Below are 17,244 nucleotides of genomic sequence, written 5' to 3'. Positions count from 1 at the left end.
GTCGATGTATCTAAAATTCTATTGGCCATCCATCTGTGGCTCTGCAGCCCTCGCCGCCACAGGAATCTTCATCCTATTCTGGCCCCAAAGGCGCAAGCCGGGCAAAGCACAGCGGTTCGCCAGGGATCACCGTTAGGCACCACTGGACGCCCCAGCCATATCCGGTATAGCATTGCCCAATGCGACCTCTTCGATATTCCATCAACGTCACCCTGGACGGATGCTGCGATCATCAGGCAGGGATCATGCCGGATGAAGAGATGCATCGCCACTCGACCGAGAGCATCAAGCGGGCGGACGCCCTCCTCTTTGGCCGGGTGACTTATGAAATGATGGAAGTCGCCTTTCGTCCCGCGTGGACAGGAGAGATGCCTGATTGGATGGAGCCTTTCCGCAACACGATCGACGCGGCGAAGAAGTACGTCGTGTCGAGCACGCTTTCCCAGGTCGATTGGAACGCGGAGTTCTTGCGTGGGGACTTGGCGCAGGCCGTTCACCAGCTCAAGCGCGAGCCCGGTAATGGATTATTCACCGGTGGCGTGAAGCTGCCGATGGCGCTGGCAGAGCTGGGATTGATCGACGAATATGAGTTCATCGTGCATCCCAAAATCGTCGGCCACGGACCATCCCTATTTGCCGGACTCTCGAAGCATGTCGACCTGAAGCTCGTGAGCCAGAAGGAGTTCGCCTCGGGCGCGGTGGCGATGCGGTATGAACCTCGAAGGTAGCCGGACGTTTTCAGCATACCGACATTGCCGATGAAACGATTCCTTTTCATCACCGCCTTGGGAATCATCTTGTGGCTACTTGCCTCGATCGGCTATCTGCTCACTTCCAATTTCTGGGACAATCGCAATCCCTTCATGAAGGCTCACATGTGGGAGGTGACCCAGACTTGGACAGGAGTTCCCGACTTGCCCGATGACGCAAAGAAATTCCAGATAAAGACGTTTGGAGATTTCCTGACCCGAAAGTTTACGAGCTCCTTCTCTGCTCCAAAGTCGAGCATTGAATCCTGGCTCAGCCGAATTCCGGATTTTGAAAAAGCGGAACGTTCCGAGTTGCCTGGGAGGGTTGTCGAGTATTTCGGCAGTGGCAGGGAGGGAGCGACATACTACAAATTGAACTTGAATCCCGAGATGACCGAAGTTCACCTTTTCGTGTCTTGGAACTAGCCGCGCCGTCACGTAGACGCGGGCAACTGCCGGGCCCTCGCGGACTTCAAAACCAATCCTATGACATCTGAAGAAAATGGATTTGACGATGACGAGGTTGACGACGACTTCGACCTTCCAACGACAGACTCTCCCTCCGGAATTCGCCCTCTAAACAGCTACGGCCATGCAATTTTGCAGAGATTGGCGCCTACATCGGGAGAGAACTCCAGCGTGTGGGCATCCCGATTGCGCCAGATCATCCCTGAGGTGCAATTTGGATCCCCGTTGACCCCTGCACTTCAATCCCAGATCGAGAAGAAAATGGGGCAGTCGATTCCCCCCGCTTTGCTGGATATTTGGGTGACCGCACCGGGAATCTCTCTCGACTACGATACATTCTTGTGGTCTCCGCAAGATTTCCTGACGCGACACCAGCTTTACGAGGATATCTTACCAGAGATTTTTGGCTCCATGGTATTCTTTGGTGTTTCGATGGTTTCAACGGAGCCATCTCGCTGGAGGAGAGCGACCGAACTGCATACTTCTGGAGTCACGAAGAGGGTTTTACGGGACAAAGTTGCCCGGACATCGCCACCTATGTTTCGGAACATGTGGCTTGGTATGCCACCACATTTCAGCCGTTCTGCTTCAAGCACGGTTATGTTCCGCGAAAGTGACATGCGTTCGGACAAATCGTGTTCGTCTACACCCTATGAGCTACGCCAAAAAGACCAACAGCTTTCGCCGCATCACCGTCGATGGCGCCGTGTACCGCTGGCGTTTTCGCTTTGCGGAGCATGACAGCACCATGACGCTTCAGGGAACTGAGTCCAGTGGCCAGCAAGCAATCGTCACGATGCGTGGCGTACGTGATCCCTGGCTCAATTTCCCGGCCCCCGACGTGAAGCTTGTGACTATCACAGCTCGCATAGCCCGGCGTATGATTCAGCAGGCATTGGCGCGCGGCTGGAAGCCAACGGAACGGATTGCGCCATTCACCTTTGACCATGAGCCAGAACACGAGACCGCCCACCCCTGCGCTATATCGCAGGCTCAGTTCCCGCGCTCTGATTGCAAATCACAACCTTCCTTGGACCGAATTGTCGAGCCAGACTCGTTGAGCAAAAAGAGGCGCAAAAGATGAAGCCTGCATACTGTTGGCTCTGTGGTCGCGATTTCCGGAGCGAATGGCGCCATGCGCAATCCGGTGGTGAACTGGTCCGATTCCGTGACTACAAGCAATTGCCAGATGACGCTGTCGGCCACCCGCCGGGACTCGAATGGTTCTGCCGGGAGCACGCCGCCGCCGCACGCGTTTTGTCGCATTTGGATTCTGCCAGTGCCTTAGTTGAACTGCAGCGACAGTTTGGCAGTTTTCCCAAGGTCATCGAACCGTCACTTATCCATGATCCTTCCCTGTGGGTGGTGGAGGTTGGGCCGCAGCGATCACGGGTGTTGGCTGTGATTCAGCAAGCGACAGGACGCACCGCGACTGATGCCCTGGTGTTACTCCGCGCGACCCCGTTCGAGTTGGTTCGAGGATGGCCAGCGTCATTTCAGTCCTGGCGAGTTGAATTGGAATCTGTGGGGGCTCGCGTTGAAGTCCGATATGACCAAGCCTGACTCACCTGTCTTTGCACTGCAACCAATCCGCCAACGGTTGATTTGCGAAGAGCATTGCACATACTTCAGTCTCGCCAAGGTGTCAGCTGAGCATGGCATTGAGTTTTGCCTTCCGCGTTCCGTGTGCGACCATGCTACCTTGCTGGAGATTCCTAATTCCTAACAAGCCGAAGCAACCGTTTGTTTGGCAGTGCGAATTGGAGAAATGTGATGATGGAAGTGGCTTTTCGTGTCCGATTTTCCTATCCTCTGACCTATCTCCATCATGATCTCCCGCCGCACTTTCCTACGCACCTCCGGCCTGACACTTGGCGCAGCCGCCCTTCCTGCCGTAGCTCAAACCGCCAATCCTCAGAAGACCGTCCTCCTGCACTGCGGTTGGGCAACGAAGAACATCGGTGACATCGGTCACACACCAGGCACGCTGCGGTTTCTGGAACAATATCTTCCGGAGGCCAAGGTCATCCTTTGGGCGGCCAACACCAATGAAGCGGTGGATGCAATGCTGATGAAGCGGTTCCCCAAGCTGGAGATTGTGAAGGGCTCGCTTACCCAGACGGATGGACCTGTACAGCAGGCCGTGAACCGCTCCGACTTCTTCCTTCGCGGCCCCGGCATGGGACAGCCGACGGATTTCATGAAGTATTGCGACAAAGCTGGCAAGCCATGGGGGCTGCAGGCCCAATCGTACTTCCCGGACATGGTCACCGGAAAGGGCGCGGAGGAGCGCATCGCCTTGCTCAACAGCGCGGCCTTCATCTACTGCCGCGATTCCAAGACGCTGAAACTGCTTCAGGACACCGGAGTGAAGCCACCGGTACTCGAGTGGGCTCCGGATGGTTGCTTCGGCATCGACGTGCGTGATGAAGAGAAGGCACTCGCCCGGATGAAGAAGCACGGGCTGGAGGACAAGAAATTCATCACCATCCAGCTTCGCACCCACTCCCCCACCAGCCCCGGTGTGGATGACAAGCGCCCGCAGAAACTGAACCCGCTCCACCCCACCCCGGAAAACATCGCCGACGATACCCGCCGGGCGAAGGTGTATCAGGACCTGATTGCGATGTGGGTGAAAGAAACCGGCTGGAAGGTCGTCATTGCCCCCGAGGTGAACAAGGAGATGGAGTACAACAAGAAGTTCATCTACGACACGCTGCCAGATGAGCTGAAGAAGCACGTGGTGAACTTCGACGAGTTCTGGAATGTGGACGAGGCCTGTTCCTTCTACGCCCGCGCCCACACCGTCATCTGCCACGAGCCGCACACCCCCATCATGGCCCTGGCCATGGGCACGCCGATGATGCACACCTTCTCCGAGTTCCACTCGCCGAAGTGCTGGATGTTCAAGGACATCGGCCTCGAAGAATGGGCTCCAGAATTCGACGCCACACCCGCGACCAAGATGTTCGAGAGCTTGATGGGCATCCACAAAGACTACCCCGCCGCTCAGGCGAAGGTGAAGAAGGCCATGGCCTACGTGGAAGAGCGGGCACAGTCCCAGATGAAGGTGCTGAAGGGTGTGATTAAGGCGTAAGTGCGGTCCATTCAAGAGACTCCCAACCTCGTGGAAGGTGCCTGATTTCCGCGGGCCGTACCTTTGCGAGGTATTGGGTGCGTCATTAACCTCAAGTCGCGACATGTCGCTTGGTATCGAGAGTATCCTGCCATCCGGTCGGCGTGTGAGATTGGAGCAATTTCACCTTCTGCCGACACATCCAGACTGGTCGGATCCTGCTCGACCGGTAGCGATGGAACATCGAATCCCGGGCTTGGTGGAAGAACTAATCGGCCCCAAGATTCCGCACATAGCACGTTACATGGACAGGTGGCATTTGCCCCAAACATGCCTGGGTCTTTTCGCGTCAACCCCGATGGTGTCGCACGGTGTCACCGTTGAGCATTCCCTGCTTGTTGTGTGCTGGTTTACGAAGGGAAGCCGCTTCCCACTGCATCAGCTTGTTTGTGAGGGGTTGTCAGGTCTAGATTGGGAGGCACATGCCAAGGATTTTCATTCCGAATGGTAACTGGCGCAGTAAGTTCGATCCACTTATGAGCACCACCACTTTTGCAATCCTCGCTGTTTGTGTCGCGCTGCTTCCAGCCTGTGGTCAGTGGGGAGGCTTGCCGTTGCCAACTACAAGGACGGTAACTCCGAAAGACATTGCGGGAGTCTGGACCAGCGAAGGATCGCGCCCCATGGAACCCAACAAGTCGGTTTCTTACATCCTAAAAATCGACCTGCACTTGCATGGCTCGTTCGAGCAGACCATCACTGTTTCAGGAGCCCCGACTACCATCTCCCAGAAAGGAACATGGAACATCGACGGTGGACACATTGATCTGGACCATGTGCTGGTCGAAGAATGGGACTCGACTACGGAGAAGGGACTCTGGAAGCCAGAATCCACCAGGTGGGACATAATTGATGCCTTTGGTGGTGGCTTTGAAATTTTCGGCGGGCTTTTTGACGATCCCGACTCTTGGCGGGCGTTTAACAAAGCACGTTAAAGATACCGTCCAGCGGATGGAGTATCCACAGAGAGATGCTTAAAGGAGAGAACTCGAACCGTATTGTGAAGTCCCCTCCCCGGTCATGCTCCGTCCGCGATTCGTTTTTTCTGTTTTGGTTCTCCTCCATGCCCAGGCAGCATGCTTCTCCGCCCCCGTTTCCTTTACCAAGGACCTCGCTCCCATTCTGGCGGACAAGTGTGTGACGTGCCACGAGGAGAAGAAGGCAAAAGGCCGCTATCGCGTGGATACCTTCGAACTGGTGGGCAGGGCTGGCAGCAGTGACGACCCCGCGCTCACGCCAGGGAAACCAGATGCGAGCACGCTCTACACACGGCTGGTCTCCCATGATGAAGACGAGCGCATGCCGCAGAAGGACGATCCGCTGCCGCCCGCACAAATCGCGCTATTTAAGAAGTGGATTGAAGAAGGTGGGAAGTTCGATGGGCCAGATCCCAAGACGCCACTCGCGGAACTGCTCTCCACCACCAAGAAGGAGACGCCTTCCACGCCGGAGAAATACCCACGCCCGGTGCCGGTGACCGCGCTGGCTTTCGCGCCGGATGGCCAGTCGTTCTTTTCCAGCGGCTATCATGAGGTGCTGGAATGGAATGTAAATGATGGCGCCCTGCGCCGCCGTATCGCGAGCGCTCCGGAGCGTGTGCTGGCGCTTGCCGTGCAGCGGGAAGGCGATCTGCTGGCTGTGGCCGGAGGAGCACCGGGAAGGAGCGGCGAGGTCATGGTCATATCACGCTCGACCGGCAAGCTCATCCAGCGCCTCCCCAACGCCAAGGACACAATCCTGGCCGCAGCTTTCTCGCCGGATGGTTCCCTGCTCGCCGTGGGCGGCGCGGACAATCTTGTCCGCGTCTTCCGTGCTTCGGACTGGAAGCTCGCCTGGAAGGCGGAGGCGCATGCGGACTGGATTACCTATCTGGCCATCTCCCCGGACGGGCAGCTCCTGGTGAGCACCAGCCGGGATCGTACAGCGCGCATCTTCACCGCAGCCAAGGGGGAGCCCGGCATCACCTTCACCAATCACGGAAGCGCAGTCACCTGCGCCGCATGGGATCCGAATGGGAAGATCCTCTACACCTCCGCCGCAGATGGTGAGGTGCGCCGCTGGCCGTGGGAGTCGGAGGTAGACGGCAGCGGCCGGGCGACCGACCTCCTGCTGAAGGGGGGCCGCCAGGAGGTCACCCGGATTGCCATGGCTGGCCCGCGTCTTATCACCGCCTCCGCAGATGGCCGCATCCGCGCCTACAGCATCACCAAGAAAGAAGAGCCCCCACAGCCCGGGAAGAAGCCAGACGAAAAGGACAAAGGCAATATCGCGGACAAGGATAAGGCCAAGGACAAGAAGGAAGAGAAGAAGAAAAGCGCTGACAGCCTTCAGGTGGACATCAAGGAACTCCCCGCCTTCGACCGTCGGGTGGATGCCCTGGCGGTAGATGGAGCTTCCACTCGGGTGATTCTGGCCGGACAGGAGGGCAAACTCCGGCTGATCGAGCTCCCGGACAACAAAGTCACGCTGGAGCGCACCGCCGCCCCCGGGTGGTAGGAGATTTGCTCTTCTTGACTTTGAATGTGGTTTGCCGTTTGAAGTTTGAGGACGGCTCCCTACAATGTCGCGCCCGCACTCCGCGTGGCCTGACGCCCGACCGACTCCCACCACCGTATCTCTTCCCATGCCGACACTCATCAAGATGCCCAAGCTCAGTGACACCATGACCGAGGGAACCCTCGTGAAGTGGCACATCAAGGAAGGTGACGCGGTGGACATCGGCAAAATCATCGCGGACGTCGAGACGGACAAGGCGACGATGGAAATGCAGTGCTTTGAGACCGGCACCATCGCCAAGCTCGTGGTGAAGGAAGGCGGCAAGGTCGCCCTCGGAGCCCCCATGGCCGTGGTACTCGCCGCCGGCGAAGCAGCGCCTGCAGACCTCGACGCCTACGTTGCCGCGAACACAGAGGCCGCTCCCGCCAAGGCTGAAGCCCCTGCCGCCAAGACCGCGGAACCTGCCGCCGCCGCTTCCGCCAAGAAAGGCGCCTTCTCCGGCACACTTCCCCCCTCCGGCCCCGCTCCCAAACGCCGCGCCGCAGCCGCCGCGAATGGCGTGCGCGTGAAGGCCTCTCCCCTCGCCCGCAAGGTGGCCGAAGAGCTTGGTGTGGACCTTTCCCGCCTCCAGGGCACCGGCCCCGGCGGACGCATTGTGCGTGCCGACGTAGAAAGCGCCCCTGCAGGCGGTGCCATCTCCGGTGGCAGCAGCGCTCCCGCGAAGGCAGCGCCCTCCATCCGCCCTGTCGCCGGTCCAGACGACCAGCGCATCCCGCTCACCGGCATGCGGAACATCATCGCCGAGCGCCTCCTCGCTTCGAAGACCCAGATCCCGCATTTCTACCTTCAGATTGAGGTGGACGCCGCGCCGCTCATGGCCTTCCGCAAACATATCAATGATGCCGCAGAGAAGACTGGCGGTGTGAAATTCACTGTCAATGACTTCATCCTGAAGGCCGTCATCCGTGGAGCTGTGACCGTGCCCGCTGTGAACGCCTCCTTTGACGGAGACGCCATCGTCCAGTTCAAGCACGTGAACCTCAGCGTGGCCATCGCCATTCCGGAGGGTCTTGTCACTCCGGTCATCCGCCAGGCGGAAACCAAGACGCTACAGGAAATCAGCGCCGCCGTGAAGGACCTCGCCACCCGTGCCAAGAACAAGAAGCTCAGCCCGGATGAGTTCCAGGGCGGCACTCTCACCGTGAGCAACCTCGGCTCCTACGGCATCGACCAGTTTTCGGCCATCATCAATCCGCCTCAGGCAATGATTCTGAGCGTGGGAAGTATCCGTAATGTCCCCGTCGTGAACGACAAGGGTGCCATCGTCGCTGGTCAGCGCATGTGGCTTGGCCTCAGTGGCGACCACCGCGTGGTGGACGGCGCCGTCGCTGCCACCTTCCTCGCGGAAATGCGCAAGCTGGTGGAGAATCCGGCCTTGATGGTGGTGTAGTCGCCGCCCTCTGCCTCAAACCACAGGTCTCCTGCGTCTCGCGAACCTCTCGCGAGACGCCTCTGAACGTTTTACCCCCAGGACTAGGGTCCACGTAGGTCATGGGGCGCACATCCGTCGGGCTCTGTTCCCCGTATGCATGTGGCAAAAATATGCGTTGCACTCTGGCTGTGAACCTTCAACTAGAAAGGTCACGCGATTTCAATAGCGTTGAAAAAAATTAAATCGCCCGATTGCCAGATGGAGGGGAATGGAGGATATAACCCTATATGGCCCATTCAAGATTCCTAACACGCGCCTTCATTTTTCTGTTTTGCGCGGGTTCCATGCTTAGCCTGACGAGCTGTCAGGAGCAGGAAAGACTTGCCGCCAAGACCAAGGAAGTTCGGCAAAAGATTGAAGAGCTGGAGGCAGTCAAGGAATCCAGCCCAGCCGCCCAGAATCCCAAGAAGCATCCCCTCGCCCGTAAAGGTGCCAAAGCTGTGCAGGCAGGTATCGCGACACTCGAAAGTGACGTGTCCATGCTTCAAGAACGCAAAACTACCCTCGAAGCCGACTTGGTGGCCTTGGAAAAAGAAGGCACCGCTTATCGGGTCAAGAATCTTTAATCTCCAACTCATTTTTAAACCGTTATGGACCTGAAAATTTGGGGCCTTTTAGTTGTCGCTTTGTTCATCGGGGGCTTTGCCAGTTTCACCGGCTACTTCTCGAAAATAGACACTGCCCAGCACGAGCTGGCTGAAGCGCAGGCCGAGCTGAAAAGCCTGGAAGAAGAGCTCGCTCCGGACAGCTCAGGGGATGGCGGCCTTACCGAGGCTGAAAGGCTCAATGAACTTGTGGCGGCCTACCAAACTCTTGAAGCCCAGAAGAAATCGCTGGCCGACTCGGTGCTCGCCCTTGAGGGACGGAAAGAGGAATATCTGAAAGCGTTCCGGGATACAGTGAGTGATGTCCGTTCCAAGTCCGTGGGCATGCAGTGGGCTGATGTGCCCTTCCGCAATGGTCAAATCCTCAAGGAAGTGAGAATCCAGAAGGTGACCGATACGGAGATCACGCTGGCCCACAGCGAGGGCGTCGCGAAGCTTCGTGTAGAGGAACTACCCCCGGATCTCAAAGACCGGTTCCGTATCGGCATGGAGCCATTCTTGAGTTCTTCAGAGCCCGCGGTAGGCGCAGCCACACCGCTGAGCACTTCCGCCTCCACCACCAAGGCGTCAAGCTCTTCCAAAACCAACAAGCCGTCTGCAACAGCGAACCCAAGCCTCGATGCCCTCAACGCATCCGCGGCCTCGCTTGAACAGGAAGTTGCGGACTCCACTGCGAAACTCAGGACTGCCGAAGCAGCATGGTCCCAGTGGCGCAACCGCGCCGCCTACCTCCAGGGTCAGGCCGGGAGTGCCAAGGTGGCTGGTCGCCCAAGCTACAATCTTCTTCAGGAAGCAAACGCGGCTGAGCAGAAGGCTGCTGCGGCTGGTCTTCAAGTTACCAACCTGCGTGACGAAATCATACGACTGCGGGAGAAGGCCAACACGGCCAAATCACAGGCGCTCAAAGCCTCCCGGGCGAAGTGATCGAAAAAGGACGTCGAGCGGTCAAGGATTCCCAGCTCGGATTGACTACTGCTGAGGGTGTATAACACAACACCCGCACAGGGATGGCACCGATGGTGCCTCCTTGCTTGTGCCTGTGGCCGCTTATCCGAGTGCCCGCCCGTCGCGGCAGCCCAGCTGAAGAACCCGGGGGCGGGCAAGTCGGTCACATAAGCCGCGATAGGCCGCACTGGGGAAGCGGAAGGAAAATCCTCTGCTTCCCCAGGCTGATAGACTCCGATACTACAGTTCAATCACCAAGCGTGCGGGTTACGTCATGAACGAAACCCCCAACGCCCTGCCCGCTAACCGCACACGGATCCCCGGAAGCACTAACTACCACCAGTGCTCCCGGTCCGCGCATACGGCCAAAACTATCCCTGGGGCTATAGAGCCCGGTTCACGGCGCTGACCACGGCCTTGATGGAGGCCAGCTCGATGTTGGTATCGACACCGGCTCCCCAGCAGGTTTTACCATCAGAGCGCTTGATCTGGATAAACGAGAGCGCATTGGCCTCGCTGCCGGAGCCAAGGGATTGCTCGCGGTAGTTCGCCACTTCAAAGGATGGCACCCCATGGGAGACCATGGCGTTTACAAAGGCGGCAATGGGGCCATTCCCCTCGCCCGTCACCTGGATCTCCTTGCCGTCCTCATAAAGGCTGGCGCGGCAACGGAAGACGCCGGTGGTGCCGTCCGCGTGGAAATGCTTCAGCTCAAAGGGCTGGCTGCGCTCGATGTACTCCTTCCAGAACATCGCCTTCAGTTCCGCAGCGCTCACCTCGCGACCGAGGGCATCCACCGCGTCGTTGGCAATCGGGCCGAACTCGCGCTGCAGTTCCTTGGGCAGTTCGATGCCGAACTCACTCTCCAACAGGTAGGCCACGCCACCCTTGCCGCTCTGGCTGTTCACGCGAATGACCTCGCGATATTCGCGGCCGATGTCCTGGGGATCGATGGTCAGGTATGGCACATCCCACGCGCCCTGATGTCCCTCGTAAGCCGTCAGACCTTTCTTGATGGCGTCTTGGTGGGAACCGCTGAAGGCAGTGAAAACCAACTCACCTGAGTAAGGATGGCGCGGCGGCACGGTCATGCCAGTGCAGCGCTCATACACTTCACGCAAGGCATTCAGATCAGAGAAGTCCAGCTTCGGATCAATGCCGTGCATGTACAGGTTCATCGCCACCTGCACGATGTCCAGATTTCCTGTGCGCTCTCCATTGCCGAAGAGGGTGCCTTCCACGCGATCCGCGCCGGCCAGCAAGCCCATTTCCGTGGCAGCCGTGCCGGTGCCACGGTCATTGTGCGTGTGCAGGCTGATGATCAGGCTCTCGCGATTCTTGATGTTGCGGCACATCCATTCGATCTGATCCGCATACACATTGGGTCCCGCGACCTCCACGGTGTCGGGCAGATTCAGGATCATCTTCCGTTCCGGCGTGGGCTGCCAGACATCCATCACGGCTTCGCTCACCTCCTTGGCGAACTCCACCTCCGTGGCGCTGAAGCTTTCCGGCGAATACTGCAGCATCACCTTGGTGCCGTTGTCCTCCAGTCGCTGGATGCGATCCTTGATCCACTGCGCACCACGCACCGCCACTTTCACGATGTCCGCCTTCTCCATGCCGAAGACATAGCGGCGCTGCGCCGGCGAGGTGGAGTTGTACAGGTGGATGATCACGCTCTTCGCGCCCATCAGGGACTGCACCGTCTTCTCGATCAGATCCTCACGGGCCTGCACCAGACACTGGATGGTGACGTCGTCCGGGATGCGGCCGTCTTCGATCAATCGACGATTGAAGGCGAACTCGGTGTTCGAGGCTGAGGGGAAGCCCACTTCAATCTCCTTGAAACCGCACTTCACCAGCGCTTCGAACATCTCCAGCTTTTGGGAGACATTCATGGGCACGGCCAGCGCCTGGTTGCCATCACGGAGATCCACACTGCACCAGATGGGGGCCTGCGTGAGTACACGGGCGGGCCATTGACGGTTGGGCAGATCGATCGAGGGAAATGGACGGTATTTCTGGGTGGGTGAAAAGGACATTGAATGATGATGGCGAAAGGTGATCAGAGAGTTGAAGCGGGCCTTTGTCAAAGGCATCTCAGCTTCGGAAAGCATCGGGCGGTTCGTGCCGCCCCCAACGGGCTGGAGGGAAAATTATCGGGTCGCCACCCCGAGAAGGAGGAGGCTGGGCCGAAGCAGCGCGTTGAAAGCTGAAATCATTCGCCGAACAAATTAGCCACGAACATCGGGATGTCCAGAAAGAAAATCACCTCCTCTGTTTCTCCACGGCACCTCGAATGAGTCAGCGCGCCGGTGCCAGTGGTCGGCCACCGGCACCTGTATCCTGCGGACCCGGTGAAGCAGGGACCACCGGCTTCTTTGCGGCAATCTGCTGCCGCACTTCCTTCACCTCACGCGCCCGGGCGTCATTGCTCCTGGCGAGTTCCTCGATGTAGGCATCGAGCGCACCGATGTAAATGTCGTGGAGTGCGGCGTCCGTCTTGTTTCGGACAAGCTCGTACTTCGCCATTTCAGTACGGTACGTGGAGCGCAGTTTTGCCAGGGGCTCCGGCGTGTCTGGCGCGTCCGACTGCGGAGGCGGAGTGCCCGCCTTCGCGCGAGTGGCTTCATCATCATACAAAGGAAGATGCGTCCGGTTTCCCTGCTTCTCTGCCGTCGTTCTTGCAGAGGCAAGCGCGCGCACATATCCGGCATTCAAGTTGGCCATGGCGGTGGCGAAAGGCTTCTGGGCATCGGACTCGCGGCGCTGTTGAAATCCGGATTCGAGTTTCGCAAGACGTGCATCCGTCTTGGTTAGTGGCACGGCCTCGGAAGGACTGTCACCAGAACTGGAGCTGGATGATGCAGAAAACGACGGCGCCCTCTGCGCGACTGACGGATTGTTTTGCGGAGAAGGGCCTGACTCACGGAGTCGCACCGCCTTCCCCTCGAAGATGGTGAGTTTCCACATTCGAATGATATACGAATCGCGCGGCAGGAAGAGGGATGTGAGACGTTTCCCGGCGAACTCAGCCTGAGACTCGCCTGTCGTCCCCATGGAGGCGAGGCGTCCCTTCCAGTTGAAGATTTCTGTCTTGGCCGCCACATCATAGACCACCAGCCGGTCGTCTTCCGTTTCCCCTGCCTTGCTCACCACCCGGATGAGAGCATGCACGAGGGTTGCATTGCGAAGCCATCCGGGTCCCTGCTTCTCATTAAGGAGCTGGCGGGAGGGATCATTCAGCACCACTGGTAGAATCCTCCCTGCAGAGAGCGGCAGATCGACGTGGAGGCTGGCAGTGCCTTCGCGGCGCTCCGCTCGAACTTCCAATTCATAGTCGAGACATTCCAGGGCCACGGGAGCCACCACCTTGCCTGGCTTTCCGCTACCGGTATAGACAAGGGTGGCTCCTTCACGCACCCATCCATTCTTCTGCGCGGGGCCACGAGGCAGCACATCGTCCTTGGAAGGATCCGTGAGCGCGAGCAGATCCAGCGTTTGAAGGGAAGGACGGACCGGTAACGGAGGAAGCGCTCCTGCCGAAGCTGCGGTGCCGCTCTTTGTCGAGGTCAATGCCTGTCTGGTCGCTGATGCCGGTCCCGAGGAGTGTGCATGGGGGTTCTTCTTGTGCTTGGGTGCCTCAGGCTCAACGGCAGCGGAAACAGTTGGGCTGACATGCCTTGTGGCAACGATGGTGGCCGCACCTCCAAGCGCGACCAGGATAAGCATGCCTGCGAGCATTGCCTCGCGAGCCCTCTTTTTTACCGCACACGTTGCCGGACAGCATGGGCGATGGCGGAAGATGGTCGTGGGAGGAGAAGCCACGGGCTTCGCCACCGTCTGCACCCTCCCCGTCATCGTGGGTACCCGGCTGCCGTTTACAGTAGGAGCTCGCCCTGCCGTTGTCTGGACCCGACCGGTCGCCGCAGGCAACATGCCTGTGCCGACGTGGACCTTTCCGGTCTGCACCACCATGCGCGGACGCGGCGGCGCCATCCAGGTGGCAAGAATATGCTGCAAATCCACCTTCATCTGCGCCACGCTTTGATATCGCTCCGCACGATCATGCTGCATCGCTTTCTGCAGCACGGTGTCCATGCGCGGATCCACCCGCACGAGACGCGAAGCCTGCTTGAAGATGCCTCTTGGGAGATGCCCGGTGAGCATCTGGTAAAACATGACGCCGAGCGAATAGATATCCACGCGATGATCGAGATTGGCCGACTCCTCATACTGCTCTGGCGCCGCATAGTCCGGCGTTCCCATGCCCAGCCCCCCTTGTGTGACAAAGGTGGTCTGCGCATCGAAGCGCTTGGCGAGACCGAAGTCCGCGACCTTCGGCTTTGAATCGGGGGTCAGCAGAATGTTTGCCGGCTTGATGTCGCGATGCACCAACCCGTGCTCATGCGCGGCCTGCAGGCCCTCGCAAATGGGAACCAGAAGCTGCAACGCCGAGGCCAGCGCCAGGTGATGACCATGACTCATGGCCTGGCTGAGGTCTCCACCCTCCACCAGCTCCATGCTGATGAAGAGAAACTCCTCACCCGCATCGCCGCAGTCATACACCTGCACCACATTCGGATGGACCAGGGTGGCCATGGCGTAGGCTTCCTGACGGAACCTGTCCTCAAAGTGCAACTCATCTCCGGCGTGCCTGCGCTGGAGGATCTTCACGGCCACGGGCCGTTTCAAGGGCATCTGCACCCCGCGATACACAGCCCCCATCCCACCCTGACCGATGAAACTTTCCAAGAGGTACTCACCATCCGGAAGGAGCCGGGACAACTCCTCCGGCAGGGGAAGTTCAACCGCAGTGCTTGTGGCGGGAACAGGCGATTTTTGCGACTCCGACTCCGAAGTTGCCCCTCCAGACAAACGCTGGTTTTCCATCGCATTCATGGCACTGCTTGGGGGCAGCAGCAGGCTAAATGCATTACCTAGCCTGTCCAGTAGCGTTTCGAAATTTCCTCAGTAAGCATAACGTGAACCCTTAAGCATTTAATTTAGATTGGCGCGCAAAATGCTGACCGCATCGTCTTGTCATTTGCGGCCCGTTTCGTGCTGGAAACCAATGGGCTCCGTACGCGGCAGAGGCAGGCGCCGCGGTATATCAGGAATGGATGGGAGTGGATTCACCCGGCGCCCCTTAGAGGCAGCGTCGGGAAGGCTCTTACTCCGCCTCGGGGGCACCCTCCTCTCCGAGCGACACGTCATCTGCCGTCCAAAGCTTGTGATCCGGACCTGCGGAGCGAATCTCCAGAGTATTGCTGCTCACGGGATGAAAATGAAACGGCGTACCCCAGCGATCAAGCAGCCTGCCTTGCGGATCAATGAAAGGGAGATTCGGGGGCAAGACCGCGAACTTGGTTCCCTTCTGACCGCTCAAATGGGCCACAATTTCATCGTTCTCGCCACCTTGCGGGTTGGCGCCGCCGTTGGACTTGCGAAAAGCATCCAGCACGATGTCGAGAATCTCGAAGTCGCGCTCGATGTTCGACTGGGGAGCATTCAACTCACGAGTGACGTCCACGAGCTCAGGAGGCACGAGGGCGCCGTTGCCATCAGGCAACAGTACCCGCGCCCTGCCCGAATCCTCCGCAGCCTTGGCCCTCGGCGAAATGGTGGAAGGTGCCTTGGCCGGAGGAGATGGCGTCACCGTGCCTGCCTGCGCCCCAGCAGGAGGCACGGTGCGCCTTGCTCCACTTACCCAAAAGAGTCCGGCGGTCACGACGAGCAAGGTGCCTGAAAGGATCAACACACTGCCGGGGATGCCGCCGTACTCTTTGGATCCTGCGGGGGATGAGTGCCGGCTCATACGGTCACGTATCCCAGATTTGCACTGCCACCGAAGGGATCATTGAAGCGCGCCAGGTTGGGGAAAATGGAACTCAGGTTTCCCTGGCTCACGCCCAGCCAGCGTGCCGCCACGGAGGCATATTGATCCACAGCGGTCGTCGGAATCCAGCGGCCGCGATTGCTGGAGCCCGCGTCCAGATCCTGACCGAGCTTCAAGCTGGGGAAAGCGCCATACACCTGTCCCCCATTCACCGGCCCACCCAGCACCAGTTGATGACCACCCCAGCCGTGGTCAGAGCCCGCCGTGTTCGGATCCTGGCCATTCGGCGTGAGAGTGCGCGTGAAGTCAGAATGCGTCACCGTCAGCACGCTGTCATTCACCCCAAGGGCGATGAGTGTGTCGCTGAAGGCCTTCAAACCGCCGCTCAATTCGCCGAGGAGATTCACCTGCGCATCGAGCTGGTCCTGGTGCGTGTCAAATCCACCGATGCTCGCGAAGAAGATCTGCCGGCGGTTGCCCAGGCTGTTTCTGCCTGCAATGAGTTTGGCAATGGTCTTGAGCTGATCACCGAGATTCGTCTGGGCATTGGTGAAGATGGTGTCGAAGTCCACACCACTTGCCGCAGCCTCGGTGAAGGCCGCACCGATGAGTCCCTCGTTTGCCTGGGCGCGCTTCACCACATGCGCATGGTCATCTTCGAGCAGATGCTGGTAGGTGTAGTTGGTGATGTCGTTGAAGGCCTTGAGCCGCTTGCCCTGCAAGTTGGTCTTGTAGCTGCCATCGGCATTGAGCGCGGCGCCGTAGGGGCCGCTGGCATTGCTGTAGCCGGAGAGCGGGATGGCCCCCTCCGAAGTGAGCGCGTACTGGATTTCCTGATCACCGAGTTGCAGGCTGTTGATACCGGCAAGGCTCACGGAAAGGGAGACCTGCCCATCGGCATAGCTTTGGGAGGCGAGGAGATCCGCCACTCTCCCACCCCAGCCACTGGTGAAGGGCTGATCCGGCACGGAGCTCTGCCACTGCACCTGCTGATCCGAATGGGAGAAGAGCTGCGGCGGCAAGGGCACCGACCCCGCATTGAACTGGGCCCTCGTGGTGGGATACACCAGCGTGCCCACATTCGCCACGAAGGCGAGTTCACCCGAGTTGAACAGGCTCGCAATGCCCGGCGCTGCCGGATGCACGCCGTAGTCGCCACTCGTGGTGGTGAGCGGGATGGATGCCGGATCACCCGAGACGTACGCCGAGTCCGTGCTGTCGAGGATCTTCAGCACGCCGCGACCGCTCTTGTAGTCGGCATAGGCAGGATGATTTTTCTGCGGAATGAGCAGGTTGTTGGAGTCATTGCCCCCGAAGAGGAAAAGCACCACGAGGGCCTTGTAGTCCGGCAGAGGACCGGCTTGTGCGAGCGCGGAGTTCACCAGGCGCAGGTGCGCCAGGGTATTCACCACGCCCGTGATGCCGAGTGCGGAGCAGGCGGACTGGCGAAGGAACCGGCGGCGTGAAGTGAGCAATTCTTTGTCGTTCTTTTTCATCTGGGAAAGAAGGTG

General features: G+C 59.0%; 14 protein-coding genes. 10 read left to right on the top strand and 4 right to left on the bottom strand.

Annotated features, from left to right (window positions below; genetic code table 11):
- Window positions 1–179 precede the first annotated feature (179 nt).
- The 10 genes from G5S37_RS13430 (at window position 180) to G5S37_RS13385 (ending at window position 9,870) form a co-directional block, all read left to right on the top strand.
- Window positions 180–728 (top strand): dihydrofolate reductase family protein, encoded by a 549-nt coding sequence (locus G5S37_RS13430; RefSeq protein ID WP_165204703.1) that lies wholly within the window; start codon window positions 180–182, stop codon window positions 726–728.
- A 30-nt stretch (window positions 729–758) separates the two neighbouring features.
- A complete protein-coding gene (locus G5S37_RS13425) occupies window positions 759–1,175 on the top strand; it encodes a hypothetical protein (RefSeq protein ID WP_165204701.1) in 417 nt (138 codons plus the stop codon).
- A 694-nt stretch (window positions 1,176–1,869) separates the two neighbouring features.
- Window positions 1,870–2,301: a hypothetical protein gene (locus G5S37_RS13420; RefSeq protein WP_165204699.1), complete on the top strand. Its 432-nt coding sequence runs from the start codon at window positions 1,870–1,872 to the stop codon at window positions 2,299–2,301.
- On the top strand, window positions 2,298–2,780 hold the full coding sequence (locus G5S37_RS13415; RefSeq protein WP_165204697.1) for a hypothetical protein: 483 nt from the start codon (window positions 2,298–2,300) through the stop codon (window positions 2,778–2,780). Before G5S37_RS13420 ends, G5S37_RS13415 begins: the two co-directional genes overlap by 4 nt.
- A gap of 265 nt (window positions 2,781–3,045) precedes the next feature.
- Entirely contained in the window at window positions 3,046–4,314 is a 1,269-nt protein-coding gene (locus G5S37_RS13410) for a polysaccharide pyruvyl transferase family protein (protein WP_165204695.1), read from the top strand.
- Between the two features lie 515 nt (window positions 4,315–4,829).
- The gene (locus tag G5S37_RS13405; protein WP_165204693.1) at window positions 4,830–5,288 is read left to right on the top strand and encodes a hypothetical protein; all 459 of its coding nucleotides are present in this window, start codon (window positions 4,830–4,832) and stop codon (window positions 5,286–5,288) included.
- Window positions 5,289–5,373: 85 nt separating this feature from the next.
- Entirely contained in the window at window positions 5,374–6,849 is a 1,476-nt protein-coding gene (locus tag G5S37_RS13400; RefSeq protein WP_165204691.1) for a c-type cytochrome domain-containing protein, read from the top strand.
- Between the two features lie 127 nt (window positions 6,850–6,976).
- The gene (locus G5S37_RS13395) at window positions 6,977–8,299 is read left to right on the top strand and encodes a pyruvate dehydrogenase complex dihydrolipoamide acetyltransferase (RefSeq protein ID WP_165204689.1); all 1,323 of its coding nucleotides are present in this window, start codon (window positions 6,977–6,979) and stop codon (window positions 8,297–8,299) included.
- A gap of 326 nt (window positions 8,300–8,625) precedes the next feature.
- On the top strand, window positions 8,626–8,907 hold the full coding sequence (locus tag G5S37_RS13390) for a hypothetical protein (protein ID WP_206026438.1): 282 nt from the start codon (window positions 8,626–8,628) through the stop codon (window positions 8,905–8,907).
- Between the two features lie 24 nt (window positions 8,908–8,931).
- A complete protein-coding gene (locus tag G5S37_RS13385; RefSeq protein WP_165204685.1) occupies window positions 8,932–9,870 on the top strand; it encodes a hypothetical protein in 939 nt (312 codons plus the stop codon).
- Between the two features lie 404 nt (window positions 9,871–10,274).
- Here the strand turns inward: G5S37_RS13385 and leuA are convergent, their stop codons facing one another.
- From leuA to G5S37_RS13365, 4 genes are all read right to left on the bottom strand, one after another.
- Complete coding sequence (gene leuA, locus G5S37_RS13380; protein ID WP_165204683.1) at window positions 10,275–11,936, bottom strand: 2-isopropylmalate synthase; 1,662 nt, start codon at window positions 11,934–11,936, stop codon at window positions 10,275–10,277.
- Between the two features lie 262 nt (window positions 11,937–12,198).
- A complete protein-coding gene (locus tag G5S37_RS13375) occupies window positions 12,199–14,796 on the bottom strand; it encodes a serine/threonine-protein kinase (protein WP_206026437.1) in 2,598 nt (865 codons plus the stop codon).
- Between the two features lie 271 nt (window positions 14,797–15,067).
- The gene (locus G5S37_RS13370; RefSeq protein ID WP_165204679.1) at window positions 15,068–15,712 is read right to left on the bottom strand and encodes a hypothetical protein; all 645 of its coding nucleotides are present in this window, start codon (window positions 15,710–15,712) and stop codon (window positions 15,068–15,070) included.
- On the bottom strand, window positions 15,709–17,229 hold the full coding sequence (locus G5S37_RS13365) for a DUF1501 domain-containing protein (RefSeq protein WP_165204677.1): 1,521 nt from the start codon (window positions 17,227–17,229) through the stop codon (window positions 15,709–15,711). The genes G5S37_RS13370 and G5S37_RS13365 overlap by 4 nt, the downstream gene beginning before the upstream one ends.
- Window positions 17,230–17,244: the final 15 nt, after the last annotated feature.

The organism is Roseimicrobium sp. ORNL1, assembly GCF_011044495.1.
Taxonomy (GTDB): Bacteria; Verrucomicrobiota; Verrucomicrobiia; order Verrucomicrobiales; family Verrucomicrobiaceae; genus Roseimicrobium.
Note: the sequence above shows the minus strand (reverse complement) of the source record. Positions and strands in the feature narration are given on the sequence as shown.